We start from the raw sequence: 21,533 nt of genomic DNA on the forward strand, positions 1-21,533 counted from the left end.
GATGTACACATGCTTCAATCAATTAACAGAATAATGAATTCCATTATGGCTTTTTTCATACCAGCTTGTCTCATTATCGGATTCCTATTAACCGATCAGTTGATATGGATGTCAGCCCTAATCCCGTGGATTTTTGCTTTTATGACTTTTTCGGGAAGCCTGAACTCAAGTTTTTCTTCCTTCAAAGCCATTGTTAAGCACCCGGGTCCGATTATTATCACGCTGATAACCCTGCATATCATTATGCCGGTATTCGCTTATGGGGCAGGGCAGCTATTATACCCAAATGACCAATATACAGTAACAGGCATCGTCTTGGCCATGACGATTCCGGCCGGCATCACAAGTTTTGTCTGGGTCGTCATTTATCACGGGAATCGCACGTTAACTTTAGCCATCATCTTAATTAGCTCATTGCTATCTCCTTTCATCGTACCGTTCAATCTTTCGGTACTGGTCGGAGAAAGTGTCCATATAGACTCCCTGCAAATCATGGAGGGATTATGGTGGATGGTTGTGTTCCCATCCCTGCTTGGAATGCTTTTCAACTCCTTCGCAGGCAAGGATACGATCACTAAGCTGGATGGATATTTAACACCATTGACGAAATTTGGGCTTGGGTTTGTCGTCATGCTAAATGGAGCGGTCATCGCTCCATATATTAAAGAAGAAATGGATATAAAACTGTTGTTTGTCGGGCTCACGGTGTTAGTGGTCGCTATATCTGGCTACTTGATTTCCTTCTATATTGCTAAAATGACAGGGCACAACAAGGAAACCATCGTTTCGATGACCTTCTCTGGAGGAATGCGTAATATCAGTGCTGGAGCCGTCCTTGCAACAGCCTATTTCCCTCCATCTGCTGCCGTTCCGGTCGTGCTTGGCATGCTATTTCAGCAATTATGTGCAACCCTGTTCGGAAAAATCCTGAATAAACGATTGCATTTATTAGAAGATTGAGAGGAAGGGTGGAAGGGGCTTAGCAGTTTCCCGATTTGCTAGATTTTCACTTTGCTAATTCAGGATTACATTGCTTTTTCTTTCACTATTTTTCACGATTAGCCATATTAAAGAGGCAAGCATTGCAGCGGGGATTCTGTGAAGGGGTTGAGTCGAGTAATCAGACGAAATAGCCCTGTAAGAGCATCTATCAACCTATGAGGACCCTTAAGATAAATAAGAATAGATGGAGTAATAAAACAGCATCGGATTTATCCGATGCTGTTTTTTTGAAGGGCTAATTCAGGTGCTTTTACTTGCCTTGACTTAGATTTTCATCACACCGCCCGTACTGGCGGAAGTGACTAATTTGGAATAGCGTGCGAGATAGCCTGTCTTCACTTTAGGTTCAAAGCCTTTCCAATTCGCTTTGCGCTGTTCAAATTCCTCGTCAGAGATCTCCAATTGAATGGTCCGTTTATTCATGTCCAGCTCAATGATATCTCCGTTTTCAACGAATGCAATCGGACCGCCTTCAGCTGCTTCCGGTGAAATATGACCGATACTAATTCCCCTTGATGCTCCTGAAAAACGTCCGTCTGTAATTAATCCGACTTTCGCTCCTAATCCTCTTCCGACAATTTGCGAGGTTGGAGCGAGCATTTCCGGCATACCCGGACCGCCTTTTGGACCTTCATAACGAATAACGACCACGTCGCCCTCATTTACTTTGCCGGTAATGATGCCTGATAGTGCATCTTCCTGGGAGTCAAAACAAATGGCAGGGCCCCTGTGATAGCCGCCAACCTCAGGGTCAACTGCTCCAACTTTAATAATGGAGCCGTTTGGTGCCAGATTTCCAAACAGAACGGCTAATCCTCCTTGTTCAGAATGCGGATTGCTCAAAGGCCGAATGACATCCTGATCTAAAATTTCACAGCCTGCAACATTTTCCCGCAAGGTTTGGCCGGATACTGTTAGACAATCTCCTTTCAAGGCATCAGGTTTTTTCAGCAATTCATTGATAATGGCGCTAACACCGCCAGCATTATGCACGTCTTCAATATGATAATCAGATGCTGGCGCTATTTTAGCCAGATGGGGTACGCGGCTCGCAATTTCATTTATGCGTTCCATTGGATATTCAAAGCCAGCTTCATGGGCTAATGCAAGTGTGTGGAGAACCGTATTGGTCGAACCGCCCATAGCCATATCAAGGGCAAACGCATTATCAATTGCATCCATTGTCACGATATCACGCGGTTTTAGATTTTGCTTGATGAGCTGCATCAATTGTTTGGCAGATTGTCTCACAAAATCCTTTCTTTCCTCTGCTACGGCGAGTATAGTACCATTACCAGGCAATGCTAAACCTAAACCTTCAGCAAGGCAATTCATCGAGTTTGCGGTAAACATGCCTGAGCAGGATCCGCATGTTGGGCAGGCGACCTGTTCAATTTCCTGAAGCCGTGCTTCATCAATTTGTCCGGATTGATAGGCCCCGACACCTTCGAAAACAGAGGTGAGGGAAAGAGCGTTGCCATCTTTGTCTTTACCTGCTTTCATCGGACCGCCGCTGACGAATATAGTTGGGATATTGACGCGCAGTGCGGCCATCATCATGCCAGGGGTGATTTTGTCACAGTTCGGAATGCACACCATTCCATCGAACCAATGAGCAGAAACGACTGTTTCAATTGAATCCGCAATAATTTCACGGCTTGGGAGAGAATAGCGCATGCCGATATGTCCCATCGCTATCCCGTCATCGACACCAATCGTATTAAATTCAAACGGAACGCCGCCAGCTTCTCGGATGGCTTCCTTTACGATTTTCCCGAACTCTTGCAGGTGAACATGGCCCGGTACAATATCAATATATGAATTACAAACCGCAATAAACGGCTTGCCGAAATCCTCGTCATTTACTCCTGCTGCCCTTAGAAGGCTTCGGTGCGGGGCGCGGTCTACTCCTTTTTTTATCATGTTACTGCGCATTTCAGTCATAACAATCATCTCCAATTAGGTATATTTATCTGTATATTTAGAATTATTGAACATTTTAACATTAATTGAAGGAATATCCTATCATATAAAAATAAATTTTTTAATATTTTTTAAAAGTAGCTTATGAATGTAACCAAATTAAGATTGGGACGACTGATTATGGAGAATGTCTTTCAGGTTAATAGGCATGTAGTAGGGTTAGCTTATAGTCTTTTAAGAAGCTATTTAATGTTGATTTTGGTAAAGGAATTGCCTGTAATCATAAAGAGTAAGCTGGTAATCCAGACGGGAATTTATAGGGCGAGTGTTCCGTTTATCAAATAGGAGGGTATGACAGATTTGGTTGAGCATAGAGAGGTGAAGCATCCCACGAATATTGGGCGGTCTAGATGTTCTTCAATCCTTGCAACTGCTGGATTTCTGATGTATCCTAACAGAAGAACAGTAAGAAATTGGGGGTATATACATGTCCATGGCATATGATGAATATATGAAACAAATGGTTAAGCCAATGAGAGCAGAACTGACGGAAGCGGGCTTTAAGGAATTGACTTCTCCGGAGGAAGTTGACGCATTCATGGAGAATGCGGAAGGAACAACGCTTGTAGTCATTAATTCCGTTTGCGGGTGTGCGGGCGGTCTTGCAAGACCAGCTGCGACTCAGTCGACCCAGGCTGAGGTGAAACCAGATCATTTCGTGACCGTTTTTGCCGGTCAGGATAAAGAAGCAACAGCCAGAATGAGAGAATATATCGCGGAGGTTCCTTCAAGTCCTTCGATGGCTCTCTTCAAAGGAAATGAGGTTGTTCATTTTATCCCAAGACATGAAATCGAGGGTTACACGCTTGAAGATGTCCGCGACAATTTATTGGGCGCCTTTTCTAAATACTGCAAGTAAGAATGCTTGAGACTTTCCGTTTGGGAAGTCTCTCTTTCGTTTATCAAAACCAGGAAAAGGAGTTAGGATTTTGTTTGTCACAACGATTGAAAGAACAAATGAACAATTAAATCAAAAGGCCAGGATGTCTGCTGACCAACTGGGTCTTCCCTATGTAGAAAGGAAGAAACGGACAATCAAGCAGCTTCAGGCCATTTACGAAAAGCCATGTATCGTGATAGGGAAAGCTCGTACGGAACTATATGGGACCGGAGATGATAAGCCTTTGTTTTTCCATCCGAACATGGCCGCCATCCGGATGAAGCGAATTGAACGAGGTGAGGCAGATCCGTTTCTCGCAATCACTGGCCTGCATGAAGGGATGTCTTTACTTGATTGCACGATGGGTATGGCTGCTGATGCATGGGTAGCTGCCTTTGCAGCAGGAGAGGCCGGGAGAGTGACTGGATTGGAAGTCAATCCATATATTCATTTCATTATGAGTGAAGGAAGGCGTCATTACGAAGAGAGCGGATCGCGCTATAAAGATGCTTTAAAAAGAATTAATATGGTCCAGGCTGATTATAGTGATTTTTTGCGCGAGGCGGAGACGGACTCCTATGATGTTGTTTATCTTGACCCGATGTTCACGGAAACGGTTGAAGAAAGCGCAAATATGTCAGGCCTAAGAGGGTTTGCTTCCTATCAGGATGTCCCGGAAGAAGCCATCATGCATGCGAAGAGGGTAGCGAAAAAGCGCGTGGTCATGAAGGATCATTTCAGGAGTCATCGTTTTGAAAAGTTTGGTTTTACGGTTCATAAAAGAAAGTCTGCAAAGTTCCATTATGGTGTGATAGAATTAAATTATTAAAAAATTTTGGATAATTGGTTTCGATAGAGCCATATAGCAGGCAGGTGAATCGATGAAGAACTGGTCCGGAATACTGAAGAAGACATTGGTCGTTGGTCTTTCCGTCTTGAGCTTTGGAATGATATCGCCTTCTCAATACCAGGATTGGTACGAGGGAACAAGCGCCAAGGATGTGAAGGACAAGCCGTATAGCTTAGCCGACGTCCCGCACGATATTGTAGCGGCAGAGACGCCGGCTGACCCAAAAGGCGAATTTCTTTCTTTTATGGTGAGTCAAGCAGAATCACAATCGATTGAAAAATTTGGCCCGCGGATTGCCCCGGTTATCGAGAATGAATTCTATTCTGTGGTGCTGCCGGGCATGCAGGCAGCATTAGAGCAATTCTCTGCAGAATATCCGCATGAAAGGTTATCAGATATCTCGATTTCTGAAAGGCCAAGCGGCGGCTTAGGAGAGAAAATCTTTCATTTATATGACAGTGAGACCCAGCAAGATTTGATTCGCTTCCATGTAAGGAGGGAGCGCCCTCCTGGGGAAGGCCATTGGTTTGAGTTTCACTACCATACCTATAAAGACAATTTCACGGCCCATCATTCGATTGCGAGAATTTATTGGAGCCAAAATACCCCGCCAAAATGGTTGAGCTAAAAAAGGTTTCTGCCATGGGGACTAAGGGAAGATACGTTGGGGACAACGTATTTTTTCGTTCTATACAAAGGGTGAAAACAGGAGATGAAAAACATCTATGAATGACTTTTTTATGCAATTGATTGATACATATGCCTCTTTTTTTGATTGGGAAATGTGGATAAACGTATTAACGGACCCTGTCAGCTGGGGACTGATTGGAACCTTGATTGTCATGGAAGGGCTGCTTTCAGCCGACAATGCCTTGGTACTTGCGGTGATGGTCAAACATTTGCCGCCTAAACAACGAAAGAAAGCCTTGTTTTACGGGTTGCTTGGCGCTTACTTTTTCCGCTTTCTTGCCATTGGGATTGGGGTTTACCTCATCAAATTAACTTGGGTGAAAGTATTGGGTGCTGCCTATCTTGCCTGGCTTGCCTTCGATCATTTCTTTCGCAGGCCTAAGATTGAAGGGGAGGAAATCGAGCTTAATAAGAAGGGAATCATTATTCGTCTTTTCGGCCCGTTTTGGGGAACGGTCGTGTCAGTAGAATTAATGGACATTGCTTTTTCCGTTGACAGTATCCTCGCAGCTTTTGGCGTCAGTGAGCAGGTCTGGATTTTATTTGTCGGCGGTATCCTCGGTGTCTTAATGATGAGAGGAGTAGCCGGTATATTCCTGCGATTAATTACGAAGATTCCTGAATTAGAGAGTGCCGCATTTATCCTCATTGCCGTCATTTCTATTAAAATGTTTCTATCAATCTTTGGAATTCATATGGGACATGGCATATTCTTTGCGATTTTGGCTGCCATATTTGGCGGGGCAATCGGGCTGCATCATTATCGGAAGAAACATCAGCATCAAACAGCTAATATGTAAATATACAACAAGCGGCAGGGAAGCAACCATGCCGCTTGTTTAATTGGAAGGCTCTGTTTTAGGTGAACCTTCATTTGGATTTTTCATTTAAATGCTTTATAACACTTGAAAATACCGCTTCTTTATCAAGGAGTATTTTAAATCCGTTTTCAGCCACATTTTTTGTTCCTGGATCAAGGGGCTCCATCACCCAGGCATTTGTTGCCACGCTGTATTCAACCTCTAATTCATTAGAATAAAATATTCTGAGTGAAGTTACGAATGGTCCCCAATGCTCCAGCCGATGTTCACCAATCGAATCCGGCATAAATTCTGACATAATACACTGTATGGTCTTCTCTTGATTCATTGAGATAATGACTAGATCGACATCAGAATTCAAGTGAAAGTCCCCTCTAGCGAATGACCCCACAACTGCTGCGCCGTTTATATGATTTTGAAATTCAGCCCATTTTTTCAATTCTTGTAAAAAATAATCGGCTTTTTCCTTCATATAAAATGAGTTATCCAACTTTTTTATCCTCCACTGAACTCTTATTCGTAGAAAATCAAAAAGGCTTCTAAAATCACCAAGTACACAAATCCAAGCCTATTGAAAAAAGCTATCGATATATGCCTCGGACAAAGGAATCTCGGGGTCTCCTAAATAAATGAAGTGAGAAGGGCATTTGCAATCTGAGGACCCCATCTTATGAACGGGGATCTCTCCTTTTGCTATGAATTTACCAGCAAGTTCACATTCAGTTAAAGAATCATCATATGTTATAATTTTTAGGATTGTTCCATATGGACGGATGTAATCCATATGCCAGCGCTTCTTCTTCTCTAAACATACATGGCGTTCAATGCGTTTCATCAGATTCCGTTTGGCGCTGCCTATATATACATAGACACCTCTTTGGAAGGGATAGGTTCCTAGTTTGCCTATTTCGGCTTCGCAGTCGTTCTCAATCCATAGAAAGATAGAGTAATAGACATGGCTGGCAGGCGGTGTTAACAATTCTTTTATCATAGTCAATACGCTCCTAAGAAGGTGTTAAGTATGGGAAGAAAAATAAGGTATGGCATTGCGGTTATGGCGCTGTTTGTATTGAGCACGGTTATCATATGGCCTTACAGCTTTAATTATGCGGAGGCGGAATATATTTATGCGCACACTCCAGAAACCGCTAATCCTGATATGCTAGCAGCTATCATTATCTTACCGGATAATAAAGAGGATTGGAATGCTGCAAAGGGAATCATCAAGAGAATCAGCTCGTTGCCGAAATATCTATTAGCTAAAATAGAGAGTCATGGCATACGGATAAGATTATTCACCAATCAATTGACTGATCAGCCGGAAGCTGCACACTTAAAGGGTGTCATGCCTAGAGGGTATACCAATACATATTGGGATGACGTGCCGGGTATGGGCGGGGGAAGAACCGTATTGGTGAAAGTCGGCTCAAGTGAGAGAGGAAAGGGTCACGAATCGGCAAATCTAGAGCTTCATGAGCTTGCACACTCGGTTGATTCAATTATATTATCAGATATAAGCCATTCGGCTGAGTTCAAGGCAATCTGGCATACGGAAGTCAATCAATTATTTCCGAACAGGCAATATTTTCTCGACCATCCGGAAGAGTATTTCGCGGAGGCATTTACGCTTTATTTTTATCAGGATGAAACGAGGAATAAGTTATACGAGGATGCACCATTGACCTATGCGTTTTTTAGGGAATTGGAATTAAACAAGTTTGAAAGCCAATAGTGGTTATCGAAAGGTCAGGATCATTCGTGATTAATGGACCTAATATAGAGAGAGAAGACCATCAGGGACAACTTGATGGTCTTTTACGTTTACTAGTGTCATATCTATCACTTTTTACATCGCCAATCATTTTGCTGCTTGAAAAGTATTGATAGAAAATGTAATATAAGTTATGACTTATATAAGTAATTGATTATACGGTGGCGCCTGTGCGCTTTTTGTTTAGCCAAATGAAGCAAGCAAGAAAGCTAGATTTTCCAGCAATAGATGACTATAGCTATCAATCTATCCTTTCAATACATAAACATAGCAATTTAGATAGTATGGCTGCTAACCTAGTTTAGGAGAGGTAACATGAAAAAAATAGACTTAACAACTGGGAACGAACTTTCTGTCATTACTCTTTTGTCTCTGCCGCTAATAGGAAGTTCTTTGCTTCAGTTTCTATATAACTTTATAGATATGCTTTTTGTAGGAGGCTTAGGTTCTGATGCGATTGCCTCCGTAGGGTCGGCAAGCTTTTTCATCAATTTAGGCTATGCCATTCAAGCGATGATTGTCGTGGGCGGCGGAATCAAAATTGCCCATTCAATTGGCAATCAAAATGAGGCGGAGAATGCCTCCTATATCGGCAGTTCTTTGTTATTAAACTTTCTCTTTGGAATTATCACGTTAATCGGGTTATGGCTATTTGGTAATCAACTTTTGGATTTATTGGATTTAAATAATGATGCTGTACAAATGGGAGCCTATCAATATCTGTCAGTGTCCGCTATTATGTTGTTTTTCTCTTATTTTAATACGTTTTTTATCCGAATGTTCAGTAGTTTCGGTAATAATAAACAAAGCTTTTATATTAGTGCTTTTGGTCTCTTGCTCAATATTATTCTGGATCCGATTTTTATCTATACCTTTGAGTGGGGCGTTATTGGTGCTGCCATTGCCACGCTAATTGCGCAAATACTTATGTTTTCCTTATTTGTCTATTTAGCCAGAGGCATTCTATTCAATAAGGATATTCTTCATTTCCGCCTTCACCAGGTAATGGAAATCGTGAATCTGGGAATTCCGATGTCGATTCAACGGGTACTGTTCACGGTTATCAATATTGTGCTGGCTGTTTTGATTGCCGCTTATGGAACAGATGCAGTTGCTGCTCAAAAGATCGGGCTTCAAATTGAATCCGTTACCTTTATTGTCATGGGCAGTTTAAATGGCGCGGTGAGCAGTTTTATTGGTCAGAATTTCGGGGCAAAAAAATATAAACGAATCTCAAGAGGCTTCCGTGTCAGTTTATTTCTTGGCATAACCTATGCTTTCTTAACCAGTATAATCTTTATCTTCTTCTCAGAAGAATTGTCTGGACTCTTTACGCGCGATAAGGAAACCATTGCCATGACTGCTGCGTATTTGGAGATTATTGGTCTTTCTCAAATATTCATGTCAATGGAAATGATTTGTACGGGCGTTTATACGGGGATTGGAATGCCTAAAGTACCATCGGCCATTTCGATTATTTTCACATTTATGCGAATACCTTTGGCCATCATACTTATCCCTGAACTTGGACTTGACGGGATTTGGTGGAGTATTGCCATATCTTCATTCGTTAAGGGCGTTGTATCGCTTGTCTTTTTCAATATCATATATCGGAGGAAATACCAGCATGAAATTTAATCTTTTCTCTAACCTTTCCAACAAACGAATTTTGGATGCCAGCTTTGGACTAGAGCGGGAAGGATTGCGTGTAACCAATACTGGAGCCTTTTCCCTGACTCCCCATCCTGAGGTATTTGGCGACAAAAAAGAAAACCCCTATATCACGACGGATTTTTCCGAATGCCAGTTAGAATTGATTACGCCTGTCTTTCATACTGCAAATGATGCGATAGATTTTTTAGACTCCTTGTACAATATAGCAGCATTAGAGCTAGAAGATGAATACATCTGGCCGCAATCGATGCCTGCTTCTGTACCAGAAGATCAAGATATACCGATAGCAATCTTTTCAAATCAAGAAGAAGATGAACGCTATAGGGAGTATCTAGGAAATAAATATGGGGGCAAAAAACAGCTCATTTCTGGGATGCACATTAATTTCTCTCTTGGAGATGACTTGTTACAAGCCCTTTATCGGAAAGGGGAGCATCAGATATCCTTCCGGGATTTTAAGGATGCTCTATATCTGAGGCTGACCCGCAACTACTTGCGTCACCAGTGGATATTAGTTTATATGCTAGGTGCTGCAAACACCATCCATAAAACATATGAGAAACAATGTGTGGAGACGCTTGAGGAAATCTCTGCTGAAACCTATTCGAACATCAAGGCAACCTCCTATCGAAATAGTATTTGCGGTTATCAAAATAAAGAATTCATCCAACTGGATTATAACTCTATTGAAAAATATGCAGATTCCATTCAAGCCTATATCGATAAAGGAGAGCTTAGAAATATTAGGGAATTATATACACAGGTACGCTTGAAAGGAACAGGGCAGTATTCTCCTGATAACTTGCGGCAAAAAGGGATTGAATATATTGAACTTCGTACGGTGGATATCAATCCATTTGAAAAAAGCGGGCTCAGCAAGGATGATTTGGATTTCATTCATTTGTTCTTATTGTATTGCTTAGAAAAAGAAGAGAGCTTCTATGAAAACTGGCAATTAGAGAGCCAGCAAAACCTTCAAAAAACAGCTATGGAAGGTCAGGATCCAGAGCTTAAGCTCCTTCATAATGGTTGTGAGGTATCCTTGAAAAGCTGGGGAATGGAAATTATCCATGATTTGAAAGATATGAACGAACAATATGATTTACCTTTTGCAGAAATCCTTCAAGCAAAAGAAGAGATAATGAACGACCATGAAAAGACATATGCTCATAGGCTGACTAAGCTTTGCCAAGAAAAAGGGTATATAGAGGCGCATCTGCAATTAGCCAAAAAACATAAAGAGGCAGCTTTCCAGGAACGCTTTTTATTCAAGCCTTACACAGATATGGAACTTTCCACCCAAATCCTCTTGAAGGAAAGTGTTAAAAGAGGTATTTCATTTCGTATAATGGATAGAAGAGAGAATTTCATTGAGCTGTCAAAAAAAGATAATACTCAATATGTAAAACAAGCGACAAAGACGAGCAAGGATCAGTATGTTTCGGTATTAATCATGGAAAATAAGAGTGTAACCAAGCAAATTCTGAAAAGAAATCGCATCCAAACTCCTGAGGGTGAAGAGTTTTTTGAGATAGAGACTGCTATAGAGGCACTTAATCGTTGGATCAACAAGCCGTTGGTTATAAAACCTAAATCTACCAATTTCGGCTTGGGAATCTCCATTTTTGCTGATGGAGCGAATAAAGAGAGTTTAGTGCAAGGTTTGGAAATAGCTTTTCGGGAAGATTCAGCTATTCTTATTGAACCTTTTATAAAGGGGAAGGAGTACCGATTCCTTGTCATGGGTGATGAAACGATTGCTGTCTTGCATAGGGTAGCGGCCAATGTGAAAGGTGATGGGATTTCAACGATTCAACAATTAATTACCCAAAAAAATAAAAATCCATTAAGGGGCCGCGGGTATAAAACGCCCCTTGAGAAAATTGAGATTGATGATAACATGAAGCTTTTCCTTCAACAGCAAAATCTATCAATCGATTCTGTTATCCCTAAAGGGAAAGTACAATATTTACGCGAAAACTCTAATATATCTACTGGCGGAGATAGCATTGATGTCACCAATCAAGTGCCAGAGTTCTTCAAAAAAATTGCTGTAGACGCTTCTAAATCGGTTGGGGCGAATATATGCGGTGTTGATATGATTGTTGAAGAGCTGTCAGATGAACATTCTCCTTATTCAATCATAGAATTAAATTTTAACCCTGCCATCCACATACATTCCTATCCATATATAGGGAAAGAGCGGAATATAGCTTTACGCATTCTTCAGCTTTTAAACCTAAATTGATTTCTCGGATAAATGGGTGCTTGAGTTCAATCCCGCCTAACAAAAAAGTAAGAATCGTAGTGATTGCAAATCATGATATAATAAATGACGTGAAAACATACGGAGGTAAAGTAAAATGGCGAACGAGTTAGAACAAACTTATTTGGACTTCTTACAGCATATTTTAGATAATGGCGTAAAAAAAGAAGACCGTACTGGCACGGGCACGATTAGTGTATTTGGTTATCAAATGCGTTTTGACCTATCAAAAGGATTTCCTTTATTTACGACAAAGCGTACGCCTTTCCGTTTGATTGCGAGCGAACTCTTATGGTTTATAAAAGGGGATACTAATATCCGGTACCTTCTTCAGCACAACAACCATATTTGGGATGAGTGGGCCTTCAAAAAGTGGGTCGAATCAGATGAATATAAAGGTCCAGATATGACCGATTTCGGTAACCGCTGTTTAGTAGATGAAGAGTTCAATGAGTTATACCAAGCGGAAATGAAAGCATTCTGTGAACGCATACTCAATGATGAAGAATTTGCGGAAAAATACGGAGACCTGGGCAATGTTTACGGAAAGCAATGGCGTAATTGGACTGCTTCAAGCGGTGAGAGGATTGATCAACTGAAGGATGTCATTCATCAAATTAAAACAAATCCAGATTCACGCCGTTTAATCGTAAATGCATGGAATCCAGAGGATGTTATCAATGCAGGTGCGAAAGGAAGTAAGGCGGTATTGCCTCCTTGTCACGTCATGTTTCAATTCTATGTGGCAAATGGCAAACTTAGCTGCCACCTATTGCAGCGCAGTGCGGATTCCTTCCTGGGCGCAAACTTCAATATCCCTTCATACTCATTGCTTACGCATTTGATTGCAAGAGAATGCGGGCTAGAGGTTGGCGAGTTTGTCTACAGTATTAGTGATGCTCATATTTATTCAAACCATATTGAGCAAGTAAAGGAGCAGCTATCACGCGAGTTACGTGATCTACCAACCTTGAAGATTAATCCGGACAAGCAATCTATTTTTGATATCGAGATGGAAGACTTGACGATTGAGGGCTATGATCCTCATCCAAGCATCAAAGCGCCTATTGCCGTATAAAGCCAAGAAACCGGAGCTGTCTCGCATCTGCGAGGATTGCCCCGGTTTCTTTATTTTCATCTGTCAATGGACAGGAGCCTGCTGCATATAAATATCATGAATGACATTTATGTGAAACGGAGGAGTCCATATGAATGAACAGAAAGGCGGCACAGTTGCCCCTTTGTTCTATATTATTCAGCCAATGATCGAATTAAAACACTCTGCCCAAAATAATCAAGAAATTTTTCATAGCAGGGAAGTCTTTGTGGAAACACCGATTGCCCCGTTAGAAGCTGAACAAGGAAAAACCGTAATGGATCAATCCAAGAAGGAAATCCAGGAAGAAGTGAATCAGCTTTCATCGGAATTTAACATTCCCGGTAACATTCAAACGAGGGCTATGAAGAAGATGGAGGAACTAGTTGCAGCCATGGAAGAGGGGCCAGTTCTTTTGGAAGATGATGCTATTAGAGAAGCGGAAATAGTCGTGGCACATGATCAAGATAGGTACCAAGATGAATCTATGGAGAATCACAAGAAAAACGTAAAAACGAAAATCACGAGATTGGCGCGCTACCCGCTTGTCGTACCGAAACCGCTTTGTGAGCTGACGATTCAAGGAGAGAAAGTTAATGCCATCATTGAAAGCAAACGTGGTGAAATGATAAGATTGCGAGTTGGTGAGGTCCTCCAATCCATTCCGATTGATGATATTGAGGATGTCAAGCTGTTGTAAAGTAAATCTAATCTCTTGCCCGCAAATCAGTTCAATCTGTATTTGCTTCACATTTACATGAGAAATGGTTTGGATTCCGTCCAAACCATTTTTCTTAATGTTTGTTGAGAGCAGGCTTTAACCTTCATCTATTTATTCTAAAATACCTCCTAGCTTTAATAAATGAATAATATTTAGGGTAATAAGGTTTTTGTCCAAACCAATGGAGGGCTTGGTTAATAAAATACAGTAGAAAATGAAACCAGTAAGAAACAAAAACAGTAACCTCTATCGATGGAACCTACGGATTCGGTGCGGCCAAGCCTATCGGTTAAAAGGACTCAAAAAACAGCCTGAGGTTTAGGCCCTCAGGCTGGACAAAAAATTTCGAGATAATTTGAGTACATGTTTCATCTGTCTCCAACATATGGTTAGGTAAGCGTGACTGGAGGCAGGCAAGAAACAGAAGCAAAAGAAGAAAGGTCGACAGTGATGAAGGCACCAGTACCAGCAAGGTTTTTAATGGTTTCATCGCATAAATCGAAAGATGATGTAGAGTCGCTACCATGCTTGATTTCAGTATCTAGCAATTCAAGGGATGCGCAATGGTTTTCTGGATCTACATCTACAACCCGGAAAATAGATGAACAAACAATGCTGATTTTCGATGAATGTCCTTTTTCCCTAACACCGCTTTGTCCTTTGAAAGGCTTTCCAGAGCATTTCAATTGCAGGATGATTGGGATTGTATTGAAATCGGATTTTTTATGGCCGCCTTTTAATTCATTGATAGCACGATCACAGCCAGTTTCATCTTCTTTTTTACAAGGTGCCACTTTATCTTGAGCATCTACAATTGCAAGCAAAGTATCGGTAATACAATTTTGTGTTTCGTACTCAGAACCGCAACTCATGATTTTTCCTCCTTGGTGTTTTATTTCCTTAACAGACTATGTAGATTTCACCTATCTTGTTTGATTAAATTGCCTATTTTCCAGGAATTTGGTGTTGATTTGGGATACATGGGGGTGCTTTTTTGCTGGAGATGGATTTTTTCTCCCTTTGCATGCTTGGACTTGCGGCATTTCGACTGACAAGATTAATTGTGTTTGATACTATAACGGAAAGATTGCGCATGATTTTTTTGGAAGAAGTGACAGAGAATGAGCTTGAAGGGGAAACCGTGTATTTCGTCCCTAGGGGAAAGGGCGTAAGGAAATTTATTGGGGAACTAATTAGCTGCTATTGGTGCACAGGTATATGGGTGAGCGGTTTCTTGGTAGCATTCTATGCAATCTTTCCGGTGATTGCGATATGGTTCTTGGCGATATTAAGTGTCGCTGCCGTGGCGAGCGTGATTGAGACAATCCTTCAAAAGTTATATTGGGAATAGGGAATCTTGCATGTTCTACGGGAGCAAACTTAATGACACTTTGAAATCCTTTTGTGCCATACCTTAACATAAAAAGCCCTTTACAGGGGCTTTCAGACTGTAGACAAAATGGACTGTGAATGCATTTATTCTCAGTCTATTTTAAATTGTTTGATATTTCCTCCCTAGACAGACCTCTCCTGCTCTTTTATTTAGGCCATTTTGGCGTTTTCCACAGCCAATTGGCCATCTTCTTCAGGTTCATGGCAGCAAAAGTAAGCATCGCCTGCATAGACAATTTTTCAAGTCCCCTTAGGGTTGTCCACCGCATCCCATGCTTTTCTTTTGCATTGGCAAAGACTCGTTTGATTGTCTCTTTGCGCCTTGCATAGATGATTTTATTCTCTTCTGTATGACGAAGGTGGTCAGCTTCCTCCATGTTTTCCTCCCATACATGGCGTTGAATCACTTTCTGATGATTTTTGCTTTGAGTGCAGCGGGACAGAAATGGACAGTCCTTACAGTGCAGAGGATTGGATACATACTGACGATAACCTTCTTTTGTGGTCGTACGATAGGGTAACTCTTGTCCTCCCGGACAAAGGTAACAGTCGTAATATTCATCGTAGATAAACTCGGTCTTTTTCAAGAAGCCATCTTTTGTTTTAGGTCTTGTATAAGGGAAAGCAGGGCGAATTTCCTTTTCCATCAGGTATTGGGCAATGGCGGCTTCGACTTTCCGAACCAAATGGTTCTCGGGTACGAGTTGATTTAATGTAATCATTTCTAATTGTTCGCGATTTTTAGGGGTATATTTGGTTAACATGTCATCATCCCCTTCGATAAGAATCGTTAACTCCATTGTACTAAAATGAGGAAATATCTGTTTTGTTAGCGCTAATTTTTATGAAGCGCAGACTCCTATTTTTGGTAGAATGGGCGAGACTCCTGTGGGAGAAGGAGGCAGGCTGATGACAGCTCTTGCCGAAGGCGAGCTGGCTCAGCGCTTCCCCCACGGAAAGCGAGTCCATTCTGCCGAAAATAGCTTTCACGCCCAAATAGGGTGCTAGAGTATAAAAAACCTGTAGACCAAACTCTTATTGGATTTTGTCTACAGTCAGAAAGCCCTTTACAGGTGCTTTTTATTTTTCTACAATAAAGTAATGCTTTGAATATATTGTTATAATGGAAATAAGTCTATCATTTACTTGGAGGTACATATGTTTTCAATTGTCGTAGCATATGATCGGAATCGTGTTATCGGAATCAATAATCAGCTCCCATGGCGTCTTCCTGCAGATCTTGCCCATGTGAAGCAAACAACTATGGGGAAAGTACTGATTATGGGACGAAAGACATTTGATTCCATTGGGAGACCCTTGCCGGGAAGAGTCAATATTGTCTTAACGAAGGACAAAAGCTGGAGTCATGAAGGCGTTCAAGTCTTTCATACAAAAGAAGAGATTATCCGATTTGCTGAACAGTCAGATAAGGAGTGCATCATTTTTGGAGGACAGGCTTTATTTGAAATGTTCATGCCTTATGTAAGCAAGATATACCTCACTTATATTGACAGTGAGTTTGAGGGCGACACTTATTTTCCTCAGGTGGATTTTGAAGAGGGCTGGGAACAGCTTTCCTCCGTCAAAGGACCAAAGGATGAAAAGAATCCATATGATTATTATTTCCAAGAATATAGAAGAATGACCCCAATTTCCTAAGGAGGATTTACTTTTATCATGTTTCGGTTAGTGTATATGTTCTTTTATTTATGCGGCTATCTTTTATACAGCCTTCCAAGTCTCGCAAAAGCTAAAAAGCTTCATGCTGAAAACAATGCGAAAAATGACGAGAAGATTCAAGTGGTGCCAAAGAAGTGGGCTGCTGGGTTTTTAAAGCATTCTGGCTGCACGCTTGAGGTTTCTGGATTAGAGAATATACCGGATGGTCCGGTGCTTTTTGTCGGAAACCATGAAGGTGATTTTGATGTGCCTGTCTTAATGGCAGGTATTCCAAAGCCGTTCGGATTTATTTCAAAAATTGAAGTTAAGAAAATCCCCATAGTTGCTGGCTGGATGGAAATGATGAATTGCGTTTTCCTGGATCGCAGTGATCGGCGGGCGGCCATTCAGTCCATTCGAGATGGTATTAAAAAGCTGAAAAATGGCCATTCTGTCTTGATTTTTCCTGAGGGGACCCGCAACAGAGGCAAGGAGCTTGGAGAATTCAAGGCTGGAAGTCTTCGTCTTGCCAAAGATTCTAAGGTACCGATTGTCCCATTCATGATTCAAGGATCAGCGGATATGTTCGAAAATAATCAAAACCGCATTAAGCCAGGAACTGTTAAACTGGTTATTCTACCGGCTATTTCCGCAGAGTACTATGAGGAAGCGGGAATGGAGCAGGTTGCGAATCAAATAAAGGCTGCCATCAATGAGGAAAGAGATCAGCACGTAAAAGGAGCTTAACGAAATGCTGCCGAGTTAGATAGCCATATCTGTCTCGGCGGTTTTTATATAGATAAAAAATGGAATTTTCAAATAATTCTGTTGATTTATCTCTCAGACCTGCTATAATTTACAAATTAAGAAAAGTTTGGAGGAAAGAGAATGGGTCATCTAGTAAAGGCTACACAAGGGGTACAGGTTGAACAAATTCTTATTGCTTACCAGAAACTCAAGGATAAGGTGGCTCATACCCCTTTGCAGCTGAATCAGCGTTTATCGGAGAAATATGGCTGCCAGGTCTATCTGAAGAGGGAAGATTTGCAGCATGTCCGCTCCTTCAAGCTGCGTGGGGCTTTCTATGCAATGATGAGCCTCTCTCGGGACGAATTGAAGAATGGGGTTGTATGCGCAAGTGCGGGTAATCATGCTCAAGGTGTCGCATATGCGTGCCATGAGCTGAACGTTCACGGGAAGATTTATATGCCGACTACGACACCTAAACAGAAAATCAATCAAGTGGCAAAATTCGGAGGTGAGTTCGTTGAAATCATCCTCTCCGGTGACACATTTGATGATTCCTATGCGGAGGCGAAGAAATCAGAGCAAGCAGACCAGCGCATGTTTATCCACCCATTTGATGATGAGCATGTTATTGCCGGTCAAGGCACTGTGGCGGTGGAAATCCTGCATGATAGCGAGGTTCCGCTAGATTATGTATTTGGAAGTGTCGGCGGCGGCGGACTTATGGCAGGGGTGTCCTCTTATATGACATGTGTTTCTCCGGCGACGAAATGTGTAGGCGTAGAACCTTCAGGAGCGGCGTCGATGAAATCAGCTATTGCTAAGGGCAAGATTGTTAGATTGCCAGAGATTGATAGCTTCGTCGATGGGGCTGCAGTCAAGGAGGTCGGTTCAAAGACATATGGGATTTGTCAGAGCCTTCTTCATGACTGCCTTGTTGTTCCGGAGGGCAAGGTGTGCAGCACCATCCTTGAACTGTATAATGAGTATGCTATCGTTGCTGAGCCGGCGGGAGCATTGCCGGTTGCGGCGCTCGATTTCTATAAGGAAGAGATCAAGGGGAAAAATATCGTTTGTGTTATAAGCGGCGGAAATAATGATATTGGCAGGATGCAGGATATTAAGGACCGATCCCTTCAGTATGAGGGGCTGCTGCACCATTTTATCGTTCATTTCCCGCAGCGTGCAGGGGCTTTAAGAGAATTTCTGGATGAGGTTTTGGGACCTGGGGATGATATAACGAGATTTGAATACACGAAGAAGAATAATAAAGATAACGGTCCTGCGCTTGTCGGCATTGAGCTTCAGCGAAAGGAAGACTACCGTGAACTCATGGGAAGGATGGAGAAGAAGGGCTTTTCATTTATCGTTGTCGAAAATGGCAGCAGCCTTCATCAATTGTTGATTTAGAGGAATTCTTCGGTATTCTTTTTCGCTAGTATGTTGAAATAATGGAGAATAATAGGAATTATTCCTTTTCATATTTCTGAAAACTATTATAATGGGAAGAGAGCATCATACTGGAGGGGATAGAATGTTTTCAAATATTGGAATACCTGGGTTAATCCTTATCTTGCTTTTAGCCTTGATTATATTTGGTCCAAAGAAATTGCCTGAGATCGGAAGAGCCTTTGGACAAACCTTGCGAGAATTTAAGAATTCGACAAAAGACCTCAGCAACGAAGTCATGAGTGACTTGGATGATTCAAAGAGAGACCCGAAAAAATAACTCAATGACCATTGATTAGAGGTGTGAGTCATGCTCGCACCTCTATTAAATTGTTGCTAGAAGGAAGTGAATTCTCATGCAAATGGAAGAAAAAGAATTAAATATGGTCGAGCACTTGGAGGAATTGAGAACCAGGCTCATGATTACAGTAGGCTCTTTTATCTTGTTTTTATGCTTGGCCTTCTTCTTCGTGAAGGATATTTATCTGTTTTTCACGAGGAACTTAACAGAAGATCTTATCATACTTGGTCCTAGCGATGTTGTTTGGATATATTTCACGCTGGCGTCGGTTGTGGCCATTGCCTGTACGATCCCGGTCTTATCCATGCAGATTTGGCTATTCGTGAAACCGGCATTGAAGGATTACGAGCGAAAAACAGCTCTTTTTTATATTCCTGCTTTATTTCTTTTGTTTATCGCTGGACTTTGCTTTGGCTATTTTGTCATTTATCCAATTGTTTTAAATTTCTTAAATGAGCTTGGTGAAGGGGTCATGACGACCGCTTACACAGCGGAACGCTATTTCAAATTTATCATTAATATGTCCTTGCCATTTGCGGTCCTGTTCGAGCTGCCGGTCGTGATGATGTTCCTGACATCGCTCGGAATTCTTAACCCGTATGTCATGGGGAAGATTCGCAAATATGCCTATTTCATCTTGATTGTCATCGCTGTATCCATTACGCCGCCTGAGTTCTTATCTGACTTCATTGTTGCCGTGCCGCTTTTACTGCTTTACGAAATCAGTGTAAGTCTATCAAAAATCGTCTATAAGCGTAAACTGCGTAAAGAAGCACAATATGAACGAGAGAATAACCAAATGCAAGGAACATGATAATCGCACAGGCTAACATTCCATTAGGATTGGCAGCCTGTTTTTTGTGTTGATTAACTTTTCAGTTGAATTGTCATCTACATATAAAGGTACTGATTTCAATTTATTTACAAAAAAGTGTATAATGTTCATAGTCGTAAAAAATAGGAAGTGAAAAACATGCCAAATATCAAAATTGTGACAGATTCCACCCTTGACTTGCCCAAGCATATACTCGAAGAAAATGACATAATCGTTGTGCCACTTTCGATTACGATTGATGGCGAATCATATGTGGATGGTATTGATATTGCCCCTGATGAATTTATTCGGAAAATGAAACAGTCAGAAGAACTCCCTAAAAGTTCACAGCCTCCTGCAGGCCAGTTTCTAGAAGTGTTTAACTCATTAACGGCAGATGGCAGTGAAGTAATCGCTATTCATATGACTTCTAAGATGAGCGGAACCGTGCAATCAGCTCAAACGGCTGCACAAATGGCTGAAGGTAAAGTCACGGTTATTGATTCTAAATACATCTCTCATGCATTAGCCTTCCAGGTGCTTGAGGCTGCCAAGATGGCGAAAGAGGGCAAAACCTCTGAAGAGATTGTTGCACGGATGGACCAAATACAAAAAGCGACAAGACTCTTCGTCGTTGTCGATACCCTCGATAATCTCGTAAAGGGCGGACGAATCGGAAAGGGCAAGGCCATGCTCAGCTCTTTGCTTAATATTAAGCCGATTGCTTCATTAGATACAGGGGAATACACACCTGTAGCTAAAGTGAGAAGTCAGAGCCAGATTGTGAAATACCTTGTGAAACAATTGCTCCAAGATTCTGAAGGCAAAGAGATTAAAGGGATTGGCATTACTGAAGCAGATGCGATGGAGTTATCCATAAAACTAAAGGAAGCAATCCTTGAGGTGACATCCTTAGAAGATGTCACGATTAATGCTACGACACCTGTCATTAGTACGCATACAGGTGTTGGCGCAATTGGCTTCATGTACTATGCAGAGTAAATAAGGGCTGCAGATTGGGCTTGATATCATGCTCAATCTGCAGTTTTTTTGTCTCTGATCAATGAAGGCAGCTTGTAAAGCATTGTGAGAGGGCTGGATTCATGAAAATGAATCATCAGCCTGTATGGGCCCTCTGTTTTACGGTGATTAACGTGATCCCGCTAGATTCATACATTTTATATTCCATTACAGACACAGTGATGATGAATGAACAGGTCCATCGTTTTGGAACCGCCGTTTACTCCCTGGAATAAGGAGACAGAGTTGGGATTGATGGTCTGCTAGCCATTATGGCAAAGATGGGCGTAGATTGAAGTGATAATGACTAATGATAGGAACCGGTATGAACATAAAAATATTTAAATGATATTATATGAAAATAGGCAAATCTCTTTCTCTATATATGCTTTTTTTG

General features: G+C 41.5%; 22 protein-coding genes and 1 pseudogene. 18 read left to right on the plus strand and 5 right to left on the minus strand.

Annotated features, from left to right (window positions below):
* The first annotated feature begins 9 nt into the window (after positions 1-9).
* Complete coding sequence (locus CYL18_RS03675) at positions 10-960, plus strand: bile acid:sodium symporter family protein (RefSeq protein ID WP_104848084.1); 951 nt, start codon at positions 10-12, stop codon at positions 958-960.
* A gap of 306 nt (positions 961-1,266) precedes the next feature.
* Here the strand turns inward: CYL18_RS03675 and ilvD are convergent, their stop codons facing one another.
* Entirely contained in the window at positions 1,267-2,955 is a 1,689-nt protein-coding gene (gene ilvD / locus CYL18_RS03680; protein WP_201741238.1) for a dihydroxy-acid dehydratase, read from the minus strand.
* A 457-nt stretch (positions 2,956-3,412) separates the two neighbouring features.
* Here ilvD and CYL18_RS03685 point away from each other — a divergent pair, with 457 nt between their 5' ends.
* From CYL18_RS03685 to CYL18_RS03700, 4 genes are all read left to right on the plus strand, one after another.
* Positions 3,413-3,844, plus strand: coding sequence for a BrxA/BrxB family bacilliredoxin (locus CYL18_RS03685; RefSeq protein ID WP_104848085.1), 432 nt, complete (start codon positions 3,413-3,415; stop codon positions 3,842-3,844).
* Positions 3,845-3,914: 70 nt separating this feature from the next.
* Positions 3,915-4,694, plus strand: a complete 780-nt coding sequence (locus CYL18_RS03690; RefSeq protein WP_104848086.1) for a class I SAM-dependent methyltransferase — start codon at positions 3,915-3,917, stop codon at positions 4,692-4,694.
* Positions 4,695-4,746: 52 nt separating this feature from the next.
* Complete coding sequence (locus CYL18_RS03695) at positions 4,747-5,343, plus strand: YpjP family protein (protein WP_104848087.1); 597 nt, start codon at positions 4,747-4,749, stop codon at positions 5,341-5,343.
* A 97-nt stretch (positions 5,344-5,440) separates the two neighbouring features.
* Positions 5,441-6,205 (plus strand): TerC family protein, encoded by a 765-nt coding sequence (locus tag CYL18_RS03700; protein WP_236636212.1) that lies wholly within the window; start codon positions 5,441-5,443, stop codon positions 6,203-6,205.
* Positions 6,206-6,275: 70 nt separating this feature from the next.
* Here the strand turns inward: CYL18_RS03700 and CYL18_RS03705 are convergent, their stop codons facing one another.
* Positions 6,276-6,716, minus strand: a complete 441-nt coding sequence (locus tag CYL18_RS03705) for a nucleotidyltransferase domain-containing protein (protein ID WP_104848088.1) — start codon at positions 6,714-6,716, stop codon at positions 6,276-6,278.
* A 78-nt stretch (positions 6,717-6,794) separates the two neighbouring features.
* On the minus strand, positions 6,795-7,217 hold the full coding sequence (locus CYL18_RS03710; RefSeq protein ID WP_104848089.1) for a GIY-YIG nuclease family protein: 423 nt from the start codon (positions 7,215-7,217) through the stop codon (positions 6,795-6,797).
* A gap of 30 nt (positions 7,218-7,247) precedes the next feature.
* Here CYL18_RS03710 and CYL18_RS03715 point away from each other — a divergent pair, with 30 nt between their 5' ends.
* The 5 genes from CYL18_RS03715 (at position 7,248) to CYL18_RS03735 (ending at position 13,733) form a co-directional block, all read left to right on the plus strand.
* A complete protein-coding gene (locus CYL18_RS03715; protein ID WP_104848090.1) occupies positions 7,248-7,958 on the plus strand; it encodes an anthrax toxin lethal factor-related metalloendopeptidase in 711 nt (236 codons plus the stop codon).
* Between the two features lie 354 nt (positions 7,959-8,312).
* Positions 8,313-9,635 (plus strand): MATE family efflux transporter, encoded by a 1,323-nt coding sequence (locus tag CYL18_RS03720; RefSeq protein WP_104848091.1) that lies wholly within the window; start codon positions 8,313-8,315, stop codon positions 9,633-9,635.
* Positions 9,625-11,919, plus strand: coding sequence for a bifunctional glutamate--cysteine ligase GshA/glutathione synthetase GshB (gene gshAB / locus CYL18_RS03725; RefSeq protein WP_104848092.1), 2,295 nt, complete (start codon positions 9,625-9,627; stop codon positions 11,917-11,919). Before CYL18_RS03720 ends, gshAB begins: the two co-directional genes overlap by 11 nt.
* Before the next feature lie 115 nt (positions 11,920-12,034).
* On the plus strand, positions 12,035-13,015 hold the full coding sequence (locus CYL18_RS03730; RefSeq protein ID WP_104848093.1) for a thymidylate synthase: 981 nt from the start codon (positions 12,035-12,037) through the stop codon (positions 13,013-13,015).
* A gap of 130 nt (positions 13,016-13,145) precedes the next feature.
* Positions 13,146-13,733: a CotO family spore coat protein gene (locus tag CYL18_RS03735; RefSeq protein ID WP_104848094.1), complete on the plus strand. Its 588-nt coding sequence runs from the start codon at positions 13,146-13,148 to the stop codon at positions 13,731-13,733.
* Positions 13,734-14,143: 410 nt separating this feature from the next.
* Here the strand turns inward: CYL18_RS03735 and CYL18_RS03740 are convergent, their stop codons facing one another.
* On the minus strand, positions 14,144-14,626 hold the full coding sequence (locus CYL18_RS03740; RefSeq protein WP_104848095.1) for a CotY/CotZ family spore coat protein: 483 nt from the start codon (positions 14,624-14,626) through the stop codon (positions 14,144-14,146).
* A 131-nt stretch (positions 14,627-14,757) separates the two neighbouring features.
* Here CYL18_RS03740 and CYL18_RS03745 point away from each other — a divergent pair, with 131 nt between their 5' ends.
* Positions 14,758-15,105, plus strand: coding sequence for a DUF1360 domain-containing protein (locus CYL18_RS03745; protein WP_104848358.1), 348 nt, complete (start codon positions 14,758-14,760; stop codon positions 15,103-15,105).
* Positions 15,106-15,292: 187 nt separating this feature from the next.
* Here CYL18_RS03745 and CYL18_RS03750 read toward each other — a convergent pair.
* Positions 15,293-15,781 (minus strand): annotated as a pseudogene (locus CYL18_RS03750) (transposase); the annotation flags it as partial.
* A 523-nt stretch (positions 15,782-16,304) separates the two neighbouring features.
* On the opposite strand from CYL18_RS03750, the gene CYL18_RS03755 reads away from it, so the two are divergent.
* The 7 genes from CYL18_RS03755 (at position 16,305) to CYL18_RS19205 (ending at position 21,372) form a co-directional block, all read left to right on the plus strand.
* Positions 16,305-16,805, plus strand: coding sequence for a dihydrofolate reductase (locus tag CYL18_RS03755; protein WP_104848096.1), 501 nt, complete (start codon positions 16,305-16,307; stop codon positions 16,803-16,805).
* Positions 16,806-16,823: 18 nt separating this feature from the next.
* Positions 16,824-17,552 (plus strand): lysophospholipid acyltransferase family protein, encoded by a 729-nt coding sequence (locus CYL18_RS03760; protein WP_236636215.1) that lies wholly within the window; start codon positions 16,824-16,826, stop codon positions 17,550-17,552.
* Between the two features lie 141 nt (positions 17,553-17,693).
* Positions 17,694-18,962, plus strand: a complete 1,269-nt coding sequence (gene ilvA, locus CYL18_RS03765; protein WP_104848098.1) for a threonine ammonia-lyase IlvA — start codon at positions 17,694-17,696, stop codon at positions 18,960-18,962.
* A 124-nt stretch (positions 18,963-19,086) separates the two neighbouring features.
* The gene (tatA, locus tag CYL18_RS03770) at positions 19,087-19,281 is read left to right on the plus strand and encodes a twin-arginine translocase TatA/TatE family subunit (protein WP_104848099.1); all 195 of its coding nucleotides are present in this window, start codon (positions 19,087-19,089) and stop codon (positions 19,279-19,281) included.
* A gap of 82 nt (positions 19,282-19,363) precedes the next feature.
* On the plus strand, positions 19,364-20,116 hold the full coding sequence (gene tatC, locus CYL18_RS03775; protein ID WP_104848359.1) for a twin-arginine translocase subunit TatC: 753 nt from the start codon (positions 19,364-19,366) through the stop codon (positions 20,114-20,116).
* A gap of 159 nt (positions 20,117-20,275) precedes the next feature.
* Positions 20,276-21,118 carry a DegV family protein gene (locus CYL18_RS03780; RefSeq protein ID WP_104848100.1) on the plus strand — a complete coding sequence of 281 codons (843 nt, stop codon included), beginning with the start codon at positions 20,276-20,278 and terminating at the stop codon, positions 21,116-21,118.
* Between the two features lie 101 nt (positions 21,119-21,219).
* On the plus strand, positions 21,220-21,372 hold the full coding sequence (locus CYL18_RS19205) for a hypothetical protein (RefSeq protein ID WP_161497071.1): 153 nt from the start codon (positions 21,220-21,222) through the stop codon (positions 21,370-21,372).
* Positions 21,373-21,533: the final 161 nt, after the last annotated feature.

Source organism: Pradoshia eiseniae (assembly GCF_002946355.1).
Taxonomy (GTDB): domain Bacteria; phylum Bacillota; class Bacilli; order Bacillales; family Pradoshiaceae; genus Pradoshia; species Pradoshia eiseniae.